The sequence below is a fragment of the Pectobacterium carotovorum genome (assembly GCF_033898505.1).
GTDB lineage: Bacteria > Pseudomonadota > Gammaproteobacteria > Enterobacterales > Enterobacteriaceae > Pectobacterium > Pectobacterium carotovorum_J.
This window is the reverse complement of the sequence record NZ_JAXAFK010000004.1, coordinates 141,204-163,696: the sequence shown is the minus strand read 5'-3', so window position 1 is coordinate 163,696 and position 22,493 is coordinate 141,204. Positions and strand designations below refer to the sequence as shown.

The 22,493-nt window shown below is 48.4% G+C and carries 17 protein-coding genes; 3 read left to right on the top strand and 14 right to left on the bottom strand.

The window, feature by feature from the left end:
- Positions 1-61: 61 nt before the first annotated feature.
- The 3 genes from R9X49_RS17835 to R9X49_RS17825 form a co-directional block, all read right to left on the bottom strand.
- Positions 62-1,921 carry a type VI secretion system tip protein VgrG gene (locus R9X49_RS17835; RefSeq protein ID WP_319849691.1) on the bottom strand — a complete coding sequence of 620 codons (1,860 nt, stop codon included), beginning with the start codon at positions 1,919-1,921 and terminating at the stop codon, positions 62-64.
- Between the two features lie 90 nt (positions 1,922-2,011).
- Entirely contained in the window at positions 2,012-2,530 is a 519-nt protein-coding gene (locus R9X49_RS17830; protein WP_012822145.1) for an Hcp family type VI secretion system effector, read from the bottom strand.
- A 498-nt stretch (positions 2,531-3,028) separates the two neighbouring features.
- The gene (locus R9X49_RS17825; protein ID WP_319849690.1) at positions 3,029-4,279 is read right to left on the bottom strand and encodes a valine--pyruvate transaminase; all 1,251 of its coding nucleotides are present in this window, start codon (positions 4,277-4,279) and stop codon (positions 3,029-3,031) included.
- 392 nt (positions 4,280-4,671) lie between these two features.
- Between R9X49_RS17825 and R9X49_RS17820 the strand changes: the two genes are divergently transcribed.
- The 3 genes from R9X49_RS17820 to ggt all read left to right on the top strand — a co-directional run bounded on the left by R9X49_RS17820 (position 4,672) and on the right by ggt (position 8,961).
- Positions 4,672-5,880 (top strand): aldose 1-epimerase family protein, encoded by a 1,209-nt coding sequence (locus tag R9X49_RS17820; RefSeq protein WP_319849689.1) that lies wholly within the window; start codon positions 4,672-4,674, stop codon positions 5,878-5,880.
- Positions 5,881-6,043: 163 nt separating this feature from the next.
- Positions 6,044-6,955 (top strand): EamA family transporter, encoded by a 912-nt coding sequence (locus R9X49_RS17815; RefSeq protein ID WP_319849688.1) that lies wholly within the window; start codon positions 6,044-6,046, stop codon positions 6,953-6,955.
- A gap of 212 nt (positions 6,956-7,167) precedes the next feature.
- Complete coding sequence (ggt, locus tag R9X49_RS17810) at positions 7,168-8,961, top strand: gamma-glutamyltransferase (RefSeq protein ID WP_319849687.1); 1,794 nt, start codon at positions 7,168-7,170, stop codon at positions 8,959-8,961.
- Between the two features lie 460 nt (positions 8,962-9,421).
- Here ggt and R9X49_RS17805 read toward each other — a convergent pair whose 3' ends face one another.
- The 11 genes from R9X49_RS17805 to R9X49_RS17755 all read right to left on the bottom strand — a co-directional run bounded on the left by R9X49_RS17805 (position 9,422) and on the right by R9X49_RS17755 (position 22,486).
- Complete coding sequence (locus tag R9X49_RS17805; RefSeq protein WP_319849686.1) at positions 9,422-9,793, bottom strand: hypothetical protein; 372 nt, start codon at positions 9,791-9,793, stop codon at positions 9,422-9,424.
- A 525-nt stretch (positions 9,794-10,318) separates the two neighbouring features.
- The gene (locus R9X49_RS17800; protein WP_319849685.1) at positions 10,319-10,783 is read right to left on the bottom strand and encodes a DUF4279 domain-containing protein; all 465 of its coding nucleotides are present in this window, start codon (positions 10,781-10,783) and stop codon (positions 10,319-10,321) included.
- A gap of 143 nt (positions 10,784-10,926) precedes the next feature.
- Positions 10,927-11,313: a hypothetical protein gene (locus R9X49_RS17795; protein WP_319849684.1), complete on the bottom strand. Its 387-nt coding sequence runs from the start codon at positions 11,311-11,313 to the stop codon at positions 10,927-10,929.
- A 106-nt stretch (positions 11,314-11,419) separates the two neighbouring features.
- The gene (gene imm2, locus R9X49_RS17790; protein WP_319849683.1) at positions 11,420-11,803 is read right to left on the bottom strand and encodes an Imm2 family immunity protein; all 384 of its coding nucleotides are present in this window, start codon (positions 11,801-11,803) and stop codon (positions 11,420-11,422) included.
- Positions 11,800-12,294 carry a deaminase domain-containing protein gene (locus R9X49_RS17785; protein WP_319849682.1) on the bottom strand — a complete coding sequence of 165 codons (495 nt, stop codon included), beginning with the start codon at positions 12,292-12,294 and terminating at the stop codon, positions 11,800-11,802. Before R9X49_RS17785 ends, imm2 (R9X49_RS17790) begins: the two co-directional genes overlap by 4 nt.
- Before the next feature lie 154 nt (positions 12,295-12,448).
- On the bottom strand, positions 12,449-12,829 hold the full coding sequence (locus tag R9X49_RS17780) for a hypothetical protein (RefSeq protein WP_319849681.1): 381 nt from the start codon (positions 12,827-12,829) through the stop codon (positions 12,449-12,451).
- On the bottom strand, positions 12,829-13,080 hold the full coding sequence (locus R9X49_RS17775; RefSeq protein ID WP_319849789.1) for a deaminase domain-containing protein: 252 nt from the start codon (positions 13,078-13,080) through the stop codon (positions 12,829-12,831). The genes R9X49_RS17780 and R9X49_RS17775 overlap by 1 nt, the downstream gene beginning before the upstream one ends.
- A gap of 403 nt (positions 13,081-13,483) precedes the next feature.
- Entirely contained in the window at positions 13,484-13,867 is a 384-nt protein-coding gene (gene imm2, locus R9X49_RS17770; protein WP_319849679.1) for an Imm2 family immunity protein, read from the bottom strand.
- Positions 13,864-19,164, bottom strand: a complete 5,301-nt coding sequence (locus R9X49_RS17765; RefSeq protein WP_319849678.1) for a DUF637 domain-containing protein — start codon at positions 19,162-19,164, stop codon at positions 13,864-13,866. The genes imm2 (R9X49_RS17770) and R9X49_RS17765 overlap by 4 nt, the downstream gene beginning before the upstream one ends.
- A gap of 39 nt (positions 19,165-19,203) precedes the next feature.
- Complete coding sequence (locus R9X49_RS17760) at positions 19,204-20,886, bottom strand: ShlB/FhaC/HecB family hemolysin secretion/activation protein (RefSeq protein ID WP_319849677.1); 1,683 nt, start codon at positions 20,884-20,886, stop codon at positions 19,204-19,206.
- Positions 20,887-21,142: 256 nt separating this feature from the next.
- Complete coding sequence (locus R9X49_RS17755; protein ID WP_319849676.1) at positions 21,143-22,486, bottom strand: aspartate aminotransferase family protein; 1,344 nt, start codon at positions 22,484-22,486, stop codon at positions 21,143-21,145.
- Positions 22,487-22,493 lie beyond the last annotated feature (7 nt).

Below are 22,493 nucleotides of genomic sequence, written 5' to 3'. Positions count from 1 at the left end.
GTAATGGTGTGGTTGTAAGCCCTAAGCCACCACACCTGTAGCGTGGTGACTCATTCTCTGATTATTTATTTAAATCAATACGTTCACTGCCAACCACGTTGACCTTCACGCCCTTGATGTCGATATTGCCATTCTGATAAATGGTCAGCGAACCTGCTCCCGTCGTCAGTTCGATATTGCCGCCGGTCGAGGTGATGGTGATATTTCCCGTTACCGTTAGCTTCTCGTTCATCGTGACCTCGGTTTCTCGGCCTGCCCCGATGATGACTTTCTGGGCACCCTGAATCTCCGTTCCCTGATTCTCGACGACGTTAAGAATTTGATGGCGGCCTATGACACTGATCTGATCCCGTCCGACGTTCTCTGCATGGTCGACGCCTACACCCGTACTGCGGTTATTCAGCACCACGGTGTTCATGTCTTTCTGAGCATGGATAAACACTTCTTCCTGACCGGCCTGATCCTCAAAGCGCAGTTCGTTGAACCCGGCACCTTTGTGGGTCGTGGTGCGCAGCGTCGTGCGCGTCTTGTTGGCTGGTAACGGGTAGGGCGAGGGATTAGTGGCATGGAAGGTTCTGCCCGTCACGATGGGCTGGTCCGGGTCGCCTTCGAGGAAACTCACAATAACTTCATGGCCGATGCGCGGGATGGCGATCAGGCCGTATTGACCGCCCGCCCAGCCCTGACTGACGCGTACCCAGCAGGAGCTCTGGTCATCGCTCGCGCCGTAGCGGTCCCACGGAAATTGCAGTTTCACCCGGCCGTACTGGTCGCAGTAAATCTCTTCGCCTGCCGGGCCGACAACGGTGGCGATCTGCGGGCCGTCTACCATGGGTTTGTATGGCAGGTCGGCGCGCCAGGTCGTGCTGGCTTTCACCACTTCAAAGCTGTTGCTGTAGGTGGTCGGTTCGCCGCCGCTTTCCTCTTCCAGCGCCTGCGGCTGCTGCCCACTGTGGGTGATGGCGACCAGTTGCCAGCCGATATTGAGCGCCAGATTAGGGTGCTCGGTTAAGGTAAAACTGCTGCCCGGCATCAGTTCAGCAGCATTGGATTCGCCCGAGCCAGTCATCGCACCCGCTCGTAGTGCGTCCAGCCGATAGCCGGTAAAGGCCTTGCCGCTCGGGTCTTGCTTAAAACGACCGGGATAATCGAAGTGTTGGTAGGTTTCGCGCTGGTGTTCCAGTTCACCGCTTATCTTCTGGTGCAGCAGGCTATAGGCTGGGGTTTTGAAGCTGTAATCCTTCAGCGCTACCTCGGCGGTACTCACCGACTCGGCATAGCGGAAACGGCGCACGTACGCCCCTTCGCTCAGCCCCTGTGTGGCAAGGTTGAAAAACAGCTCAGGGCCTTTTGCCAATGCACCTGCATCGTCGGCAAAGACAACGCGGTGTTTGCCTTCCTCAAACTCATGGAAGAAATACATGCCTTCTTCTGCAGCCAGTCGGGTGATAAAGGCTAAATCGCTCTCCCGATATTGCACGCAGTATTCCCGCACTGCGTGCTCGTTGCGCAGCGCAAAGGCGTAGTCGGTGATGCCTGCTTCTTCCAGCAGCGCGCCGATAATCGCTTCTGGTTTCTGCGCCTGAAAGATGCGGGCATTGGTGCGTAGCCCCAAACGCCACAGAGCCGGACGGACTTCTGCCTGATAGCGTGTGCGGCGAAAGCCAGTGTCGCCCTGCGCGAACGCGCTGACAATGCCGCTGACGCGTCTTTGAAGTTCGCCTTCGTACCACACCAGAAGCTCGCAAGGCTGATCGAGAACCCCTCCAAAATCGATACCCGGTAAGGGGCTGGCCAGATTCAGCGACAGGGCAAACGGCTGGTTGAGCGCCTCGCTGAGCTGAAAATCCACCACGGAAAAGGTCGATGCGGGCAATGCGCCAACCTTAACGGTGAACTGTAATCCTGTACTGTTTGCCATCTGTCCTCCTGATGCGGCCATCCACACTCAGGCATGGCGTGGGCCATGGCTCAATGCAGAAAACCCGGGCAAGCCCGGGTTAAATAGGAATTACGCTTCGACCGGTGCACGCCAGTCATCGGAACCGGAAGTACCGGCAACGGTGTGTTCCCAATCGATTTTGCGATAGGCCAGAGACACTTCGATCAGCTGGGTGTAGTCCAGCTTCGCCGGATCCTGGCAGTGTGGCATCTGGCAGTTAACGTCAACGATGGTGGCATCGGTTAGCACGGTAGAGAAGAAATGCTCTTGCTTACCTTCAACTGAGGTGCGGTACCACTTCAGGGTCACGGTTGGCAGCATTTCGCCGGACGCCAGGGCGTTGTACATCAGCGGAACCGCTTTGTTCAGCGCGACGGTAAACTTGAACGGCTTGTGTACGCGCTGGCCGGATGGCTGACCAGACTGCGGGTCGGTTGGTACGGTGACGATGTGTTTGAATTCCTGAACCAGCATTTCGTCTTCGTGGCCTTCCACATAGATGTTGCCGACAGAATCAGAAGTGAAAGCACCTGCGGTGATGTTGCCCTGAGTTTTACCTTCGATGCTGATATAGCATGGAGTTGGCATAGTCTTGCTCCTTGTTATTGAACGGAATGAGTAACTTCACCGTTCACATAGCAATCCATGTGCCAAATTTTATGTGATTGTTTTATAATGAGAATTACTTAATTCAAATTTTACCTAAGCGAAATTTGAGCAAAAAGTTGCGCAGACTTCGCGAATCGTTTGCAGACATTGCGCAAAAAGTGATTTCCACCAGAAAGTGAGCAATAAGTTGCGCAGAATGCGCATTTCTTCTGAAAGTTTTGGTTAGGGTTGAGAGATTGCCGTCTTTTTGGAATGAATCAGCGATTAATTTTGGTATAAACAAAAGTTATTACCGATTAAAAGGGAAAAATAATCCCAATGATTAATCGTTAGCCGACTGGTGTTGTGGGGGATGAAGGGGGGCAAAAAGCAGGTGAATAAAGATAAAGGAAGCGGACGGCAAAATAACAACGGTGGGGCAGGTGTACCTGCATCCCACCGTATTTCGTTTCACGACGTGTCTACTTTGGCGGTGAATTAGCCTTCCTGCATCGCCTTTTCAACTTCTTCCGCCAGAATCGCAATACCCTGTTCGATTTTCTCCGGCTCCGGCACATAGTTCATGCGCATACATTGATGAGCGTGCTGCCAGTCCTGATCCAGACCGGGGAAGAAATAGTGTCCCGGCACCATGAGGACACCGCGTTTTTTCAGGCGCTGGTACAGGATTTCCGTCGTGATAGGCAGATCCTTAAACCACAGCCACAGGAAGATTGCGCCTTCCGGTTTATGAATCAGGCACTGCTCAGGCGACAGGTAACGACGAATAATCGCGATAGTTTCCGTCACGCGCTGTTGGTAGAACGGGCGCACGACGTCGTTAGATAAGCGCAGCAGATCGCCACGCTGAATCATCTCGTGTGCCAGCGCCGGTCCGACCGCACCCGGAGACAGGCTAATGATACCGTTCATGTTGCCGATCGCGGAAATGATCTTTTCATCCGCAATCACGATACCGCAGCGTGAACCGGGCAGGCCCAGTTTGGACAGGCTCATGCATAGGATGATATTCGGGTTCCACAGCGGCGTCGCATCGCTGAAGATGATGCCGGGGAACGGTACGCCATAGGCGTTATCAATCAGCAAGGGAACCTTGTGCTGCTGCGCCAGAATATCCAGACGCATCAGCTCGTCGTCGGTTAGTACGTTACCGGTCGGATTGGTTGGGCGGGAGACGCAAACCAGCCCGATATCATCGGTAATCGATAGGTGATCGAAATCAACGTGATATTTGAATTGCCCTTCAGGCAACAGCTCGATCTGTGGACGAACGGAGACGAACATGTTCTCGTCCAGCCCGGAATCCGAATAGCCGATATATTCTGGCGCCAGCGGGAACAGCACCTTTTTCAGGCTGCCATCGCTGTGGCGACCTGCAAACAGGTTAAATAAGTAGAAAAACGCACTTTGGCTGCCATTTGTCAGCGCAATATTCTGTGGTCCAATCTGCCAGCCTAATTCGTTACTCAGGAGTTCGGCCAACGCTTTAAGCAGCGTATCCTTACCTTGCGGACCGTCGTAGTTGCATAGCGCTTCCGTTAATTTCCCTTGCTCCAGCATCTCCTGACACAGTTGCTGGAAGTAGCGGTCCATCTCTGGAATGTGTGCCGGATTGCCGCCCCCCAGCATGATTGCGCCTGGCGTACGCAGCCCTTCGTTCAGGTCGTCCATTAATTGGGTGATGCCAGCGTGGCGCGTGAATTTCTTGCCGAAAAGAGAAAAGTTCATAGTTTATTTATCAGTGATCGTACACAGGTTAGCGGCAACCATAGCGCTTGCGCCAATAGGGTGCAATGTGGTCAAAAAACAATCTGATGATTTTTTATCTCGCCACATATTTAAAATTCAGCATGAATGTCTGTAAGTCATGCCGACGAGAAAAGGATTTTAGACCGCGTGCTTTATGTTGCTGAAACGATGTCAGCTTTTACCGATCGAGATCTCAATAATTCTGCAAATATAGATACCATTCATGGTGAATTAGTGATGCTAATCGGATAAATAACGCGACAATGCCGAATTTTTCCATCTGGTGATAGTTATCACATTCTGACCATCAGCTGATTTGTAGTCTTTAGCTCGCATTAGCTAAAACAATTCAGCAAAGAGGGATGGTTAACATGAAAAAATTACTGGCTATAGGCATTACACTGGCGCTGACATCATGGCAACTATCGGCGCAGACGTTTGTGCTGACAGATGCTGAAGGCAGTGTAGAAAAGGGAAACTGGCAAATTGGCAGTGATGCCCTGAAGATCAAAAATCAGCATTTCAGCATTGAGCAAAAAGTCCTGCACGGCGGACGTCAGGAAGGCAGTAAAGTGATTACGATTACCAGTCAGGACGGGCTGAAAATTGCCCTCAGCCCGACGCGGGGGATGGACTTACTGCATGTGACGGGCAAAAACATCCGTTTGGGGTGGGATTCACCAGTTGATGAGGTCGTAAACCCGAACACCATCAATCTGGAAAGCCGTAACGGGCTGGGCTGGCTGGAAGGTTTCAATGAGATGATGGTGCGCTGCGGCTTCGAATGGACGGGGCACCCGGTCGTCAGCGATGGCATGATCTATACCCTGCATGGCCGTGCGGGCAACACACCGGCTTCTAAAGTGGTCGTGGAAGTCAGCGATAAAGCCCCGCATACCATTACGGTGCGAGGCCTGCTGAAAGAAAACAGCTTCAAGAAGTCGAATCTGGAAACCTGGACCGAGCTGCGCTACGTTCCCGGCAGCGAGTCGTTTACCGTGCATGATGTGCTGACCAACAAAGCGGATTACCCGCGTGACTACCAAATTATCTACCACAGCAATTTTGGCACGCCGATTCTGGAAGAAGGCGCACGTTTCATCGCGCCGGTGAAAGAGATTTCTCCGTTTAATGACCACGCTAAAGCGGGTCTGGCCAGCTGGCAAACCTATAAAGGGCCGACGAAAGACTTTGATGAAATGGTGTTCAACATTACGCCGTACACGGATGCACAGGGCAAAACGCTGGCGGCGCTGGTGAACAAGGTGGGAGATAAGGGTGTGTCGATTGCCTTTGATACTCATCAACTGCCGCTGCTGACGCTGTGGAAAAACACGGATACGGAAAAACAGGGCTATGTCACGGGGATCGAACCCGGCACTAACTACGCCTACCCGGTGACGATTGAACGTGAACAAGGGCGGGTTAAAAAGCTACAGCCTGGGCAGAGCACGACGTTTGAGCTGACATATAGCCTGTTGAGTAGCGCAGATGCGGTACAGAAAACGGAGCAGAAAGTAAAAGCCATTCAGGGTGATAACAAAACCACGCTGACGGAAAAACCGACCGCCATCGAGTAAACGCTCTCTAGACCGACCACTGATTCAGGTGGTCGGCTATTCCACGTCATGGTTACGCTTAGTCATTGTCACGTAACGTCATAATGATCTTTTCTTATCCGTTTTTTCATTTTACGCGTACCTTGAGGAAGGTATTGGCTACCTATTTGATCAGGGGATGAGGATGTCGTTGAAAGATGCGCTGCTTGCGCTTTGTGTCGTGGTGTTATGGGGTGTGAATTTTGTGGTGATCAAGGTCGGGCTGAATGACATGCCGCCTTTTTTGCTGGCAGGGCTACGTTTTTCGCTGGTGGCGCTCCCGGCTATTTTCTTTGTTCCTTTCCCGCGTATTCCCCTGAAATGGCTGGTTGCCTACGGTATGACAATCAGCTTTGGTCAGTTTGGCTTCCTGTTTCTCGCTATCAAGCTGGGCATGCCCGCGGGGATTGCCTCGCTGGTGCTACAGGCTCAGGCATTTTTTACGCTGCTGGTTGGCGCGGTTTTGCTGTCGGAAAAGCTGCGCTGGAATCACGTTGTTGGGATTTTGGTGGCGGCGATAGGGATGGTGGTGCTGGCAGAAGGGCGCACGGCGCTGCAAATGTCCTCCGGTATGACCACTACCACGCTGCTGTTGACGCTGGCGGCGGCGCTGTCATGGGCGATAGGTAACATCATCAACAAGATTATTATGAGTAAAAACAGTGATGTAAGAATCATGTCTCTGGTGGTGTGGGGTGCACTGGTACCTGTCGTGCCGTTTTTCATCAGTTCCTGGCTGTTCGAAGGCAGGGACGCGATTGTCCACAGTTTAACGACGATCCAACTGCCGACGATCTTGTCTTTGGCGTATCTGGCGTTTGCGGCCACCATCATCGGTTACGGGATTTGGGGAAGCCTGCTGGCGCGCTATGAGACCTGGCGTGTGGCACCCTTATCGCTGTTGGTGCCGGTGGTTGGGCTGGTCAGCGCGGCCATTTTTCTTGGTGAATCGCTCTCGCTGCTGCAAATCATGGGCGCGATGCTGATTATGGTCGGCCTGTTGGTGAATGTGTTTGGCGCGCGGTTACGTTCATGGCTACCTGTGCGGCAGTCATAAACCGTATGTCCCATTATGGGGCGTATTTATCGTGCAGCGTCGCAAAGATAAGCAGCTGTTTTCGCAATTTCTCACGCCTTTCCTACGCTTCTTACTGCTGCTGATGAATCCGTTAAGCCGCGGTCGTTTATTGGCGCGGGCTTTGCAAGTTAGCTTCGCAAGAGGGTAGACATAAAAGCAGTGAGTGAAATCAAAGGGATAAAGGGGTCTTCATGAGAATAAGAAACACAGCATTGGGCAGGGCGGCAGCGGGAAAATGGTTGTTGTCACTGAGTGTGACGGCGCTGCTGGTGAGTGGAACCGTGCAGGCGGCGTCGGCCCCCGCGGTGGAAGCGAAAAACGGTATGGTGGTCAGCTCGCAGTATCTGGCTTCGCAGATTGGCGTCGATATCATGAAGATGGGCGGCAACGCGATTGATGCCGCGGTGGCTGTGGGCTATGCGCAGGCAGTGGTCAATCCCTGCTGTGGCAACATCGGCGGTGGCGGGTTTATGACGCTGCATCTGGCCGATGGGAAAGACACCTTTATCAACTTCCGTGAAACGGCACCTGCGGCGGCCAGCGCCAACATGTACCTGAACGCGGATGGGAGCGTGAAAAAAGATGCGAGCCTGTACGGCTATCTGGCCGCTGGCGTACCGGGAACGGTGCTGGGGCTGGATACCGCACTACAAAAATACGGCAAATTGACGCGCGAACAGGTGATGGCGCCGGCGATTAAACTGGCACGTGAAGGCTTTGAGCTGACGCGAGCAGACACCGATATTTTGGACACGACCGTAAAACGCTTCAAAGCCGATCCTGAAGCGGCACGCATTTTCCTGCGTCCTGACGGCAGCGCGTTGCAGCCCGGTGATAAGCTGGTGCAAACCGATCTGGCGAATACGCTGGCGGCGATTGCCGCTAAAGGGCCGGATGCCTTCTACAAAGGTACGATACCGCAGGCGGTGGAGAACGCGGCAAAGCAGGGCGGCGGCATTCTGACGGCGGCTGATTTTGCCAATTACCGCATTACCGAAACGGCGCCGGTGACCTGTAATTATCGCGGTTATCAATTTGTCTCTTCGCCGCCGCCCAGTTCCGGTGGCGTCACAATGTGTGAAATTCTCAATATTGTCGAAGGCTACGACATTAAATCGACAGGCTTTAACTCGGCGGCCACCGTTCATGTGCTGACGGAAGCGATGCGCCACGCGTACATGGACCGCAACACGTATCTCGGCGATCCGGCGTTTGTGAGCAATCCCGTCGAGCGACTGTTGAGTAAGGATTACGCTGCTGAAATTCGCAAACAAATCGAGCCGGAGAACGCGACGCCGTCCAAAAACGTGCAGCCGGGGATTGGCCCGCACGAGCGACCGGAAACCACGCACTATTCCATCGTGGATAATCAGGGCAACGCGGTGTCCACCACGTATACCGTCAACGGGCGTTTTGGCTCGGTGGTGATCGCGCCGGGTACGGGCTTCTTCCTCAATAACGAAATGGATGACTTCACGGTGAAAGTGGGCGAGAAAAACCTGTACGGTTTGGTGCAAGGGGAGCGTAATTCGATCGCCCCCGGTAAGCGCCCACTTTCGTCCATGAGCCCGTCGCTGGTGACGAAAGACGGTAAGGTCTTCATGGTGCTTGGCTCACCCGGCGGTTCGCGCATTATCACTATCACGCTGCAAACGGCGCTGAATATCATCGATCACGGCATGGCGCCGCAGGAAGCGGTAGACGCGCCGCGCATCCATCATCAGTGGCTGCCGGACGAGGTGTATTACGAACAGCGCGGGTTGTCTGCCGATACGCTGAACCTGCTGAAGCAGCGCGGCTACAAGATGGTGGAACAAACGCCTTGGGGCGCAGCGGAGCTGATTTTAGTCGGTTTACCGGGCGCGGCGGGCGTGACGCCTGCGGATTCGGGCAACGACTCGGCAGTCTCCGGCAAAGTACGTGAAGGCTACCTGTACGGCGCAAACGACATCCGCCGCCCAGCCGGGGCCGCGATAGGGTATTGATGTAAATGAGCTTAAGGAGCCTGTTTCGGTAGGCTCCTGAGTTTTTTACTGAGTTGGTCTACCATCGTCGGAGCCACGACAAAAAACTGTGGTTCCGACGAGTAATAAGACTACTTCATGAGCATCGATGGTATGGCGAACCCAGCCTCGGTGTTAATTGTATAATTTCCACCATCCCATCGATATGCTGTAATGCTACCGTCACGATGCAATGTCATGTTTGTAAATGGGTTTACTTCATTATCAAAATCGCTGCTTACTTGCCAAACTGTCTCTTCCTGTTCATCGAGTAAATATATGTTTCTTGCAATCTCGACTCCTGTGTATAGGTTTTCCATTCCTAGTCGATCAAAGAGAACTATTTCCTTCCTGCCTGATAGATTATATTTATTTAATATGATGTCAGTCATATTCTTAGCTTAAGGGAATTTTTATAGGGTGATTTATTGCTTAGCTAGTTTCAGGTTTTTTCAACTAGTCCAAGTATCTTCATATCATAAAGGAGTTCTTTTTTATCATTTTCGGATAAACATTTTGTCATTTCTTTAAGATTATTTTTAGATAAAATATCTAACACTTTTTCTTTATGGTAATGTTCTGTTTTTGGCATGCACCTTCCGCCCATAAATATAATCGTGATGATTTCAAGCATGAGGTCTTCGATTGGTTCGGAAAAAGAACCTTCCAGAGCCTCATAAGCAAAACCCTGTTCAGGAAAATTCATATCCATTTCAATATTTCCTTCTATAGAATGACTCACCATATTTCTACAATAGGCGTAACATGCATGGGCGAAATTGCTTTTTATTTCATCATATGCCTGTGTGCTCATAATTATCTCCGTCAAAAACGAACTTAGTATTGCATCTTTGTTATAAAGTATTCCCACCTTAACGTATCGGGACTTTCCGGCATAGTGGCCCGGAAAGGGCCGCTTTGTCTGCTTTATTTTAAATTATCTCGGGTCCTTTCCATTCAAGCTTGTCCTTGAAATTTTCTGGAACAATTGAGAAAAGTTCCGAAAAACTCTTTAAGTGATCGTTATAAAGCATACTAATTTTTGAGTTACAATTCTCATAGTAATATCGACAGTGGTGATTTAAGAAACGTATGTCATCATCTTTAAATTCTTCATGAGACAACAAAGAATAGAATCCATGAATCAACTGTGTCTCATACACGGCAGAACGATCTCTAAGCCTGTGAAGAAAACTGGATGATGCAATCATACGCAAATGAGGTAATGTCACTTGTAATATATCAATGTATATTTCGTTTTTTTTCATTTTTATCCGTGGTATTTATTATATTAATGCTTGGCTGTAAATCCAGGCATCTTGTCAGTAATATTATTTACTTATTCATCAGGGATAAAGTAAATATTAAGGGCACACTCTAGATCTAAATCAGCTAATGCCTTCATTTGCTCTGGCCAAAGAACGGGGCCGCCGTCACCATATGCAGACCACCATACACACCTTAGTGACATTTTTACGCCAGAAGTGCTTTGCAACTCGCGTAATCCGGAATGAGAGCCATTGAGCTTATCGATGACCCAATCAATATGTGCCCTTAAATCTTTCGACTCAACATTGTTTTCAGAGGAAAGAAACCATGATGATATATTTACCTTTCGTGTGCGTCCAATAGAATTTGTTATTTCATCTCCAGCTACAAATTTTTCTGTCGGCTCGATATTTAGTAATTCACTAATGTTATCGGGGTGCATTTCACCAGGATAGATTGCTAGTAATGCATGGCATTCTAGACATGTTTGAAAGTCGTGGGCTATAGTGTTTAATCTTGAGTGGATAGGGTTCATTATAATAAATCTCCGATGCTTCCAACTACTTCGCCAACGATATCGCTGTCATTGCTATTGTATAGATTTCACCTATAAAAGTCGTGCTGAAGATAATTTATTCATCTTTTGAGTAGCGTCCCACAAGGGCCGCTCTGCCTGAGTTATTTAGGTTTTTTTTCAATCAATCCTAGTAGTTGCATGTCATAAAGTAAGTCTTTCTTCTCATCTTCTCCGATATCTTTAATCAGTTCTTCCAGAGGTTTTTCCGCTAAAATAGTGGTTATTGATTTCCGGATACTATCTTGTACATCTTCAGGTTCCCTGCCCGAGATTAAAATAAGCTTAAAGACATTTAACATCAGGCTTTCAATAGGTATAAAGGGAGTGTTCTCAAACTGATAGGAAGCATATCCAATTTCTTCACCATCATAGTCATTCTTCTCACCCGTTTTTATATATAGTTGTAGTTTGTTTCTACAACAATCATAAAAGCAACCCAAAAACATATCTCTTAATTCTTTATATGTCATGCGCTCGTCGTCGATCATTTTAATATCCTTGGGACTAACGTATTTTATCTTATTGTATTAGTTTTATTAATCTCGGTTTTTAGGGGGGCTAAGATGGCGGCCCACAAGGGCCGCTCTGTCTGATCTATTCTGATTTTTTATCAATTAACCCTAATAAAGACATATCATAGAGAAGAGCTGATCTTTCCTCCTCGGTGATCTCTTCTAAGACCTGTTCCAGAGGATGTTCAGCGAGAATTTTTTCTATCATCTCTCTATGGTATTTTTCTGCTCTTTCTGGCCCTCTTCCTGCAATCATAATTAAAGATAAGACCTCAAGCATCAAATTTTCAGTGGGGAAATCATAAGCATCTTCAGACTGGTAGTAGGCATATCCTATTTCTGAGGCTCCATACTCCCACAATTCACCTAATTGATTAAAAGTATGTAGCTTATGACGACAACATAAATAGTAGTCCTCCAAGAAGCTTCTGCGTATTTCATTATAATTTAATCTTTCTTCACTCATTTTATTTTTCCTGGTTTCAGTACGACATCATTATTGTCTAGCAATTCTAATTTTATATTTGGATACATTTTCTGGAATTGGTCAACAACACCCAAACAACTCTCACAAGCTGCCCGCTCTGTAAATATTGTTACACTACCTTTTGCGAGAGTATTATTTCCCAACTTGTCATCTAGATTATCTAATATTTTGTATTCTGAGTCGATGTTTCTATCAACACCGACTCCTTGCTTATTAGGTAACTCTTTAAATTGAAAATTCTGCTTACCATCTCCTACAAAACCATTTTCCGCTTTTTCTATACGGCTATGTCCGGCCAGCGTTTTTGGCATACCTGGGATATTGATTTCGGCAACTGCCACATTACCCTTTGTTCTGTAATCTCTGGATAATGGTGCTCTCAAATCTATAATCTGCTGCCTAAAACCTGCCGCTTGCTGTATGGTTTTTTCATTAACCAGATAACTTTTCCAGCCTGCGGTTGGCGTCATGAGGCTTTTTGACAGGTACTGAACCGACGCCTGCCTTCCCGATGCCCGCGAATGTACTCGCTATCGAAATACCAAAACCTAAGGTTTATTTAGCCTCAAGATGAGGCCTATTAATTTTTGCTAGTAGCGGCCCACAAGGGCCGCTCTGCCTGAATTATTTAGGTTTTTTCTCAATCAATCCTAGTAGTTGCATGTCATAAAGTAAGTCTTTCTTCTCATCTTCGCCAATATCTTTAATCAGTTCTTCCAGAGAGTTTTCCGTAAGTATATCAGTAATGAATTTTCGTAGGTTAGACTCTACATCTTTCAGTCCTCTACCTGCTTTAAGTATTAGTGTGAGTACATTAAGCATGAGGTTTTCTATAGGCCGTTCGAATGCATTTTCATATTGATAGTAAGCATAAGCTATTTCTTCGCCATTATATCCCCATTTTTCTCCGGTTTTTTTGTATGTATCTAATTTGCTTCTACAGCAGCTGTAAAAACAGTCTAAAAATTCAGCTTTTAATTCATAATACGTTATGCGGTCTTCCATTAATTTTTTCTCCGAGGGATAAGCATTACATCATTGTTATCGAGGACTTCTATTTTGATATTCGGATATTTTTTCTGAAACTGATCCACTACGCCTAGGCAGCTTTCGCACGCAGCTAGCTCTGTGAAGATTGTCACTGTCCCTTTAGCATCTGTGTTTTTTCCTAATTTGTCAGCTAGATTGTCCAATATCTTGTATTCTGAATCAGAGTTTCTTGATATTTTATCTCCCGCCTTATTTGGCAAAATCATATGAGTAAAGTTGCTCTGACTACCTTTTCCTACAAAAACTTTTTTCCCCAATGTCAATCTGACTGTGTGCCGCCATGGATTTTGGCATGTCGGGTATATCAATTTGTGCCATGGCCACATTACCTGAGGTTCTTATGTCACGTGAAAATGGTGCTCTTGCGTCCAGCACCTGCTGCCTAAAATCTGCCGTTTGTTGTATGGTCTTCTCATTAATCAGATAACTTTTCCAGCCTACGGTTGGCGTCACGAGGTTTTTTGACAGGTACTGATTACCGACGCTTGCCTTGCCTATGCCCGCGAATGTACTCGCTATCGAAATACCAAAACCTAAAGTTTATTTAGCCTCAAGATGAGGCCTATTAATTTTTGCTAGTAGCGACCCACAAGGGCCGCTCTGTCTGATCTATTCTGATTTTTTATCAATTAATCCTAATAAAGACATATCATAGAGAAGATCTGATCTTTCCTCCTCGGTGATCTCCTCTAACACCTGTTCCAGAGGATGTTCAGCGAGAATTTTTTCTATCATCTCTCTATGGTATTTTTCTGCTCTTTCTGGCCCTCTTCCTGCAATCATAATTAAAGATAAGACCTCAAGCATCAAATTTTCAGTGGGGAAATCATAAGCTCCCTCTGCTTGATCATAGGCATAGCCACCTTCCGATTCATTTTCAACCCATACATTGCCAGTCATATTGTAAGAGTGAATTTTGTGTCTGCAATATATGTAATAGCACTCTAAAAAACTTTCTCTAATCTCATTATAGCTAATACGTTCCTCGTTCACTTTCTTCCCCTTGGTTTCAATATAACATCATTGTTATCCAATACATGTATTTCTATATTAGGATACTTTTTCTGAAACTGTTCAATAACACCTAAACAACTTTCACAGGCTGCCCGTTCTGTGAATATGGTTACACTGCCTTTTGCTGAGATATTGCTTCCTAATCTATCGGCTAAATTATCTAGTATTTTGTATTCTGAATCAGTATTTCTAGATATTTTTGTGCCCTCACTGTTCTCTATCACCTGATAGGTGAAATTCTGTTTTCCTGAGCCGACAAAACCTTGCTCAGCTTTGTCTATACGGCTATGCCCCGCTAAGGTTTTCGGCATCCCTGGTATATTAATTTCTGCGATAGCTACATTTCCACTAGTTCTAGGATTGCGAGATAATGGTGCTCTCAAATCTATAATCTGCTGCCTAAAACCAGCCGCTTGTTGTATGGTCTTCTCATTAACCAGATAACTTTTCCAGCCTGCGGTTGGTGTCACGAGGCTTTTTGACAGGTACTGATTACCTACGCCTGCCTTGCCCATGCCCGCGAATGTACTCGCTATCGAAATACCAAAGCCTAAGGTTTCTACTGTGTCCTTAGACCAGCCTGTCATCTGGCTAAAATTTTCAATCCATTGGTTTCTGGCAAACATCTGACCATCAGAAATGCTGTCGCCTGTGGTATAGGTAAACAACTGTTCCATGTCATAGCCAACATAAAGCGGATAATTGCTTGTACGTTGCCGATCTTTTTGCACCCAATAATTGGCGAGTATTCCATCTTCTTCGCGCGTTGTGGGGTACATTGCCATTAACATTTCATATTGCTGGCGTTCGGCAGAATCTAATGATTCCTGTGCCACACAGTTAACTTTGCGGCAGGATGCTGCCAACAGGCGCAATTCCTTTTCATTATCACCTTTGGCAAGTTCTTTAATGGCCTGCATTTCATCAAGGTGTAATTGCCGATTAAAGCGTTCAACGATTTCAGCGGCGCTGGCGCCGCTATTTACGCCACTGGCTTTGCCTGTGGCAACGGCACCCATAACTGCGCCTGCAAAACGGCTGATTTGAGCCTGTTTTTCTTGCCATCCTTCTGATTTTACGAGGTTATCGTTAATGATTATGCCAGCCAGCTCTGCTGCCAGCGCACCAGCCGCAGCGCCTTTGACGTTACCACCGCTGATTTCAGCTGCTACGCCTGCGACAACGGCATGACTGAGCGTCTTGCCCGGTACGCCAAGAATGGTGCCGTTATCCCCAATAAATTTCGCCCCTTCCGCATTGATCTGACTGCCGATATTACTCAGGAGTGCTGTGGTGAAATTATCCTTAAAGCTACCGCCGTTAATCGCGGTGCCGAGGCTGGAACTGATAACCGATTGTCCGGCGACGCGTTGTGCGACCTTGCTCCAGTCACCGTTGCTGAGCATGGGTAGCTTGGCCTTGGCGGGATCGATAACGGTTGTGCCGTTAGTTGCCTGACTAAACTGCATGACTTCATCGAAACCTGCTAAAGCTCCACCTACTACCATTGAGGTAACCAGAGATTTAACAGAATTGCTGCTGCTCATGGTCTGAAGCGTTTTAGACAGGTTGCCTTTGTTATCAACCAGTGCGACTGCCGCTTGCGAGGTCAGTGCTGTCATGCCTGAATAGGCTGTGCCGCTTACGACAGCGACTGTTGTCGCGCTGGCCCCTGTTCCCACAGCACCAGCAGCCAACTGACCTGCCGCTGCTGCCAGTCCCGTTCCTGCGGTAACTGCCGCAACGGCAATGGCAATCACGGCACCGACCACTGGGTTTAAACTCTGAGTCGTATGGTTCCAACTACTATAGGCATCCTGTACTGCGTTCCATTGCACATCTTTACGGGTATTTAACCCTTTCAGCCACGTCGCCCCTGGAGTATTGCTGAGAATCAGTAATGCATTTTGCAGTGACTGAGCATTGCGTGTTTTTACGGCAGCGGAAACCCCTGTTGCGGCGTCAACGGTAAACTGACCACCTGCATGGATAGATGGCAATAGCCAGGTGTCCTTGGTGTATCCCCTATCGGAATTTTTAATGAAGAAGCCTTTCGATGTGGTGATAGTCTGCTCAAACGTGGTGTTTTTTACCGCCTTAAAGATGACCTTGCCTTGAGTGCTGGTGAGTTTAGCGTTTTTGCCAGCTTCAATTATGCTGGCTTCATAGATACTGTCATCACGACTTAATAGGTTGATATCGCTTCCGGCAGTAAACTCAGTTACCTTTTGGCTCACATTATGGTAAGTCTGCTTACCCTTTTTCTTTTTGCCATACCAGGTGCGACTGTTGGATTCTTTTTCATAGTGATTGGTTTCCTCCATGGCTTGTGCGTACAGGAATCCACCTTTAGCGGCCACATCCATTGCACCTTTTGCAACCAAACTCGTTGCTTGGAATAAGATGCTGCTGTTGGATAAAAGCGTCAGCACACCACCGCTGTTTAACACGACATTTTGTTGTGTTGTCGATTCATTAAACTCTTTATCACCTTCTCGCACTGAATGATTCTGTAGTGCATTGAATTCCATTTTACCATTGCTGCTTAAGGTCATATCCCCTGTTGATGTTAATGAACTGCCGGATGCAATAAGATCGCCGTTTGTGGCAAGAGTAAGATTTCTTCGTGCATTAATCTGAGTAGTAACATGGCGGTCATCTCTATTATCTTCATCTGGTTCGGCAATCGCAGAATATGCCGTTGAAAGTAATGAAACCGTGTTACCTGCGAGGAGAGTAATGTTGTTGGCAGATAAATTTGCTGATTTAATATTAATTGTATTTCCTGCGTTTATCAGTAAATCCCCACCTGTATTAAGTCGGCTTGATAATGACGGTGTACGTGTAGACGGCAAAAATTCGTTGTAGATGTTACCTACGGTTTTAGCGTCAATGGTTACCATTCCATTGGCAACTACATCAATACCTTTTCCGGCAGTAAGAGATACACCTGATAAAGTAAGATTACCTTTTGCCTTAGCAAGGATGTTACTGTTTGAGAATAGGCTGTTTAGCTTTAAAAATGCATTATCAAATATTCTTTGATTATTGGCTTGTGTTGTTTCTATTCCTCGTTGGTGGGTAACGAGATCATAAATGGAATTAGTGATGCTAATATCTTTTCCTGCAATAAAATCTGTGTTTTGGTTATTGCTAAAGTTAATTCCTGATAGCTTTATGTTTCCTCCTGCATTTAGAGAAAGGGACTCTTCAGCTTGGAGTGAGGCATATTGGCGATTTCCGGAATCACTAAATAGAGTTGATGAATCAGTTTCGTATACGATATCACTTTCACGACTGGTGATACTTATGTTTTTTGCTATTAATGATGAAGTCCTCGATAATATAGATATCCCTGAGCTAATGTTTATATCATTTTTTTTTGATAGAACGTGAGAGTTTTTAATATTTGTCAAACTTTGTGATATCAAGTTTGTGTCGCTATCAGATTCTATTGTACCATTAATATTCATCGAGCCAGCTTGTAATAATACATTTCTCCCTTTAATGTTTATTTTTTCCAATGATGTAAATATTGATGGCGCTTGAGATGTTGGTTCTTTATTTCTGAATATGTCAATAACCTGTTTAAAATCTGCAACAACATTCCCAGTTGCCTGTACCTTTGCTGATAACAGTTGTTCACTCTTAAAGGCACTCTCTTTATCTTTGACTTTATAGTAAGCAAGAATTAGTGGCATGCCATCATCAAGGAAGGTTGTACTGGCGGATTGTGACGTATTGGAGCGTCTGACAGCCTGCTCCTGTGCGGTTTCCGAACGAAAGTTCGTTGTATGTTCCGTTTGCTTGAACAAGGGGGAAATATTTAAAAATGTTTGCCCAGTCAGAAATATATTACCAAAAGATTTTAAACTACTGGCGTTATTTTCTAGTTGAGTCGCATTAATATAGAGATTTCTTTCTCCCTGAATTTCAGCTTCAGGTGTTAAGGTGGTAAATTCCCCCTCAATCTCTTTTTTAGCAATAGATGGGATATACGTTGTCGCATCAGAAAGTGCACGAAGCGGTAATTCCTTCTCAATATTAAGGTTGGCGTAAGTTAAATCTTTCTTTTCTTTTACAACGATCTTATCTCTGACGTTTTTAAGTGAACCTGTCCGAATCACCAAATCCCCGGTATTGGTTTTAATTGTCCCCGAGCGGTTTTCGACCTTAACGCCTTTGTTTCCCGTCGCGTCTTTCTGAATCCACAGGCTGTTGTTGGCCTGAATGGTGGCCTGTGTGTTGGTCAGGCTATCGTTGAACAGGCGCATATCTTCGCCCGCGATGATATTCCCTTGGTTATTTAATACGGTACTCGTAAGCGTGATATCTCGGTCACTTTTCACCGTATTGCCTGCGGCGATATCGACCTGCTGTGCATTCAGATTAAGGTCGGTTTTCGCGTGCACATTACCGAGCTGGATTTTACCTTTGCTATCTAGCGTAATGCCTTGCTGAGAGCTGGTCAGGTTAGCGACGTTCGCGCCAACGCCATCCTCGGTGGCCACGAGCCGGATGCGTTCTGCATAAATACCGCCGAGCGCTTTGGTGTCGACTGCCAGTAGTGGTTTGGCACCTTCTCCGGCGATAGGAGCGATCGTGCCGGTTTTGAAATCGACCCGATTGCTGCCTTGAGTCAGCGTCAGGTTTTTTGCGTTGATTTTGCCGTTCAGTTCAGTTGCCCGGCTGAGGATATCGACATAATCTGTTGTTGACCCGTCCAGGCCTTTTCCACCAATGGTGATGCTGCCTTTTTTCACTTCCAACGCTTCCAGGGCGCCTTGCTGATCCAGCACCGGTTTACCCGTCGTCAGCGTGGCTGAAGGTGTGTTGATGAACCCACATCCATCACAGGTAATGCCATTCGGGTTGGCAATCAATACGTTGGCTTTACTCCCGAAGACTTCGATCTTTCCTTGCAGATCTGAGCGGGTGGAGCCCGTTACCTCGTTGATAATCAAATCGGCCGCTTTGCCATTGAGGTTGGCGTTAGCGTTTAACTGTCCGGCCAACTGCGATTGACCTGCGGCAATACTGTTATTTAGCACGACACCAGGTGTTCCGACGCTGAAATCTTTATAGGTGTTGTGAGAAACGCCTGCTGCGTTTGGCGTCGCGATATTGATGACCGGGACGGCACCCGCGTTGTTGACCTGCGTACGTGGGCCGTCTGGCGTGAGCGCTGCGAATGCAGGGTGTAAGGGCTGAATTGCGGTCAGATAGATCAGCAGGTAGCTAAGCCCGCGTGTGGCGCGGTTATTGAATTTTTCCATGTGACTTTCCTTGTTTTCCTTTTGCTGTGAATCAATGACTTAATCAAAAAGTGCTGTAACGGGGAGGGAGACGTTCCAGTAAACGACGGCGTTATCGGGATGGAGATCGTCCGGGAAATGCAGCGGTATGCCGAGCGACACGGATTGGCTTACCCAACGTGAAGACGCGGACAGACCAACGGAAGCACCGGTCATATTGCCGCCATCGACTTTGCCGGTTTTCCCGGCGATCCATCCGCTATCCAATGCTGTTGTGAGCGCGATATCACCCAGAAGCGGTAGCGTGGCGACTTGCCAGTTCACTTCGTTACGCCAGTAGAAACCCCGATTGCCGGTCAGCGTTTGTTCCTTAAAGCCCCGCACGGAATACTCGCCGCCGAGCGAGACGCGTTCGCTGGTATACAGGTTGTCCGGTGTGGTTTGGCCGTAAAGGGAAGTCAGGAAGGTCAGCGAGGGGGAAAGCGGGTAAAAATAGCTACTGCTGACGCTAAATTTACGGAACTCGCTGCGTGGCAGGCCGCTGTTTTCCTTTGTGTCATCCGTCGCACCCCAACTCCTCAAGCCGTGGCTTAGCATCGGGTTGAGCGTAAAATATCCACCTGCCAGCGTGGTGCTGTAACTGAGTCCAATACTGGCGCTGCTGACCGTAGGGCTGCTGACTTCAAGGCGTTCGCCTGCCATGCGGTTCTCGGTGCGTCGACGAGAAAGCGCGCTATCCAGCGCCAGCTTTTGCTTCCCATCCCGGTAGAGCGTTCTGTTGAGGTTTAGGCGGTGGGTATTGCTTTGGCCTTCATAGCGATACGCGCTGCTGCCAATCGGGATCGGCTGGAAAAAGTCGTTCCAGGCGTATTGATAGCCGAGCGTCCAGTAGCCATAAGGCAAGGACATCCCGCCCGATAAGGCTTTGCTGCCGTAGCGATGGTTGAATGCGCTATCACGGCTGGCGGTGAGCCACCAGCGGTCAGCGAGTCGCAGCGGGTTATCGAGCGTGAGATGAGTGGAAAGCTGTTCGCGGCCCGTGCTTTTTTGTCCGCTGTTGTCTGTGCTGAGAGACAAGGTCACAGGGCGGGATTGCGTGGTGCGTTTTAGATAAACAATCGAACTTCCGGCTTGTTTTCCCGGCTGAATATCAATCGCAACCTGCCGCGAAGGCAGGCGATTAAGTTGTTCCATCCCTTGTTCGATATCGCGCAGATTGAGAATGCGTCCTTCCAGCCCGGGGAAGGCCATCTTGATTGCAAGCGGCGTTTCCCCTTCCATGCGAATGGCTTCTATCTTTCCCTCGCTGACGCTGATGATGAGCGTGCCGCCGGAGAGGTTTTGCTCCTGTAAATAGGCCTGACTGGTGACAAAGCCGCGAGTCAGGTAGGCGTTGGTGGTTTCCTTTACGATGTTATGGATGGTGGCTAAATCAAGGCAGCGATTTTGGTAGCGTTGCTGAATAGTGGCTCGATCTTTCGTCGAGAGGGCGTCTGCATCGTGAAAGACAATGCGTTGGATGGGGAAGCAGACGGTATCCTTTGCCGTTAAGGCGGTGACTGTCGGTATTGTTAAGGTGGTGCTGTTTTCCAACGATAAGCGCTGCTGTTTGGCCTGTTCCAGTAATGCTTTTTGCTGGAGTTCCAGCGCATCTCGATCCGTTGGGCTGATGGCGGTGGCGGCAAAGGCTGAGCTGCTGAGGCTCAAAAGAATAAGGCTTATAAAAGAAAGGGTTTTACACAAAATGAACGCGATCCTTACGTTGATTTACATTTTGCGCTTATATACACAAATGCCTTATTCCGTGGCTAGGTAAACTCGATGCCCGATAGAAATTCGACAGAATGCATTGAGAAATTTAATTTATGAGAATAAAAATGATAGTCATTATCATTTTTATATAAATAGGCAGGTAACTATATCGCGGGATAACGTAATGTTGATATTTATCATTGGGTTTCCGCTGTGATGGAAACCCAATGGAGGGGAAAAAGCGAAATCAGACGTGGGTTAGCGCGCCTAGGCAGTCATCCAGCGCGCCGACCAGCCAGTCAATGTCCTGAGTTTGGAACGCCAATGGTGGACGCAGTTTAAGTACGTTGCCATAAGGGCCAGCGACCGATGTCAGCACACCGCGATCGCGTAGCGCTTCCGTCAGATTCAGCGCCAGCGTTTTATCCGGTGTTTTGTTCTCTCTGTCGCTCACCAGTTCAAACCCGATAAATAACCCCGTGCCGCGCACGTTGCCTACACAAGCGTATTTGTCTTGCAGGGTGGTCAGTTCTGCCAGTAACTGCGCGCCCACTACGCGGCTGTGTTCCTGAAGTTGCTCATCGTGGATCACTTTCAGCACGGCCTGCGCCGCAGCCATGGCCACTGGATTTCCGCCGAACGTGTTGAAGTAGGGGATCTGGTCGCTGAAAGCGGCGATCACGTCGCTTTTTGCCAGCAGCCCGGAAACCGGGATGCCGTTGCCCATCGGTTTTCCGGTGGTGATGATATCCGGCACGACATCATGCCGTGCGAAACCCCAGAAAGCATCGCCGGTGCGCGCGAAGCCGGGCTGAACTTCATCCGCGATGAAAATACCGCCATTACGGTGCACCACATCAACCACAGGACGCAAAAAGCCGCGCGGATTGGGGTGTACGCCATCGGAAGAGAAGATGGAGTCCGCAAGGAACGCGGCAAATTTGATGCCGTGCGCTGCCATATCATCGATCTGTTTCTGGATTTCATTGGCAAACCATACGCCCAGATCGGGCGTATTGACGCGATAGGCATCCGGTGGTGGCACCAGTCGGGTGGTCGCCGCCAGCGGTTGGCCGCTGCCTAATGCGGGTGAGGCGCCGGAGGTCAGATCGCTGGTGCCATGGTAGGCCTCACGCGTCACGATAACCCCAGTGCCGCCGCTCCAGGCGCGTGCGACGCGGATCGCCAGATCGTTGGCTTCCGAACCCGTGCACATATACATGGCACGGTTGATGGCCGCGGGTGCGGTGGCGAGGAGCTGCTCCGAATAGTCCAGAATACGTTCATGCAGATAGCGGGTATGGGTGTTCAACTGCGTCATTTGTTGATGAACGGCATCGATGACTGCCGGGTGGCAATGGCCGATGCTGGCGACGTTGTTATAGACGTCGAGGTACTTTTTGCCATCAGCGTCCCAGAGATATTGTCCTTCGCCGCGCACCAGATGAACCGGTTTGCGATAAAACAGTCGATAGGATTCGCCCAGTACCCGGCTGCGTTTGTCGGTCAGCGTACGGATATCCGCGCTCAGCGCGTCGGCATGTTCGGCGCGGAAACTGTTGGTATCCATGATGGTTGAACGTGTAGCCATAATCTCT

What these genes read in the sequence shown, in the direction of transcription:
- R9X49_RS17835 (WP_319849691.1), bottom strand. Translation starts at nt 1,921, where the DNA reads ATGGCAAACAGTACAGGATTACAGTTCACCGTTAAGGTTGGCGCATTG.
- R9X49_RS17830 (WP_012822145.1), bottom strand. Translation starts at nt 2,530, where the DNA reads ATGCCAACTCCATGCTATATCAGCATCGAAGGTAAAACTCAGGGCAAC.
- R9X49_RS17825 (WP_319849690.1), bottom strand. Translation starts at nt 4,279, where the DNA reads ATGAACTTTTCTCTTTTCGGCAAGAAATTCACGCGCCACGCTGGCATC.
- R9X49_RS17820 (WP_319849689.1), top strand. Translation starts at nt 4,672, where the DNA reads ATGAAAAAATTACTGGCTATAGGCATTACACTGGCGCTGACATCATGG.
- R9X49_RS17815 (WP_319849688.1), top strand. Translation starts at nt 6,044, where the DNA reads ATGTCGTTGAAAGATGCGCTGCTTGCGCTTTGTGTCGTGGTGTTATGG.
- ggt (WP_319849687.1), top strand. Translation starts at nt 7,168, where the DNA reads ATGAGAATAAGAAACACAGCATTGGGCAGGGCGGCAGCGGGAAAATGG.
- R9X49_RS17805 (WP_319849686.1), bottom strand. Translation starts at nt 9,793, where the DNA reads ATGAGCACACAGGCATATGATGAAATAAAAAGCAATTTCGCCCATGCA.
- R9X49_RS17800 (WP_319849685.1), bottom strand. Translation starts at nt 10,783, where the DNA reads ATGAACCCTATCCACTCAAGATTAAACACTATAGCCCACGACTTTCAA.
- R9X49_RS17795 (WP_319849684.1), bottom strand. Translation starts at nt 11,313, where the DNA reads ATGATCGACGACGAGCGCATGACATATAAAGAATTAAGAGATATGTTT.
- imm2 (WP_319849683.1), bottom strand. Translation starts at nt 11,803, where the DNA reads ATGAGTGAAGAAAGATTAAATTATAATGAAATACGCAGAAGCTTCTTG.
- R9X49_RS17785 (WP_319849682.1), bottom strand. Translation starts at nt 12,294, where the DNA reads ATGACGCCAACCGCAGGCTGGAAAAGTTATCTGGTTAATGAAAAAACC.
- R9X49_RS17780 (WP_319849681.1), bottom strand. Translation starts at nt 12,829, where the DNA reads ATGGAAGACCGCATAACGTATTATGAATTAAAAGCTGAATTTTTAGAC.
- R9X49_RS17775 (WP_319849789.1), bottom strand. Translation starts at nt 13,080, where the DNA reads ATGATTTTGCCAAATAAGGCGGGAGATAAAATATCAAGAAACTCTGAT.
- R9X49_RS17765 (WP_319849678.1), bottom strand. Translation starts at nt 19,164, where the DNA reads ATGGAAAAATTCAATAACCGCGCCACACGCGGGCTTAGCTACCTGCTG.
- R9X49_RS17755 (WP_319849676.1), bottom strand. Translation starts at nt 22,486, where the DNA reads ATGGCTACACGTTCAACCATCATGGATACCAACAGTTTCCGCGCCGAA.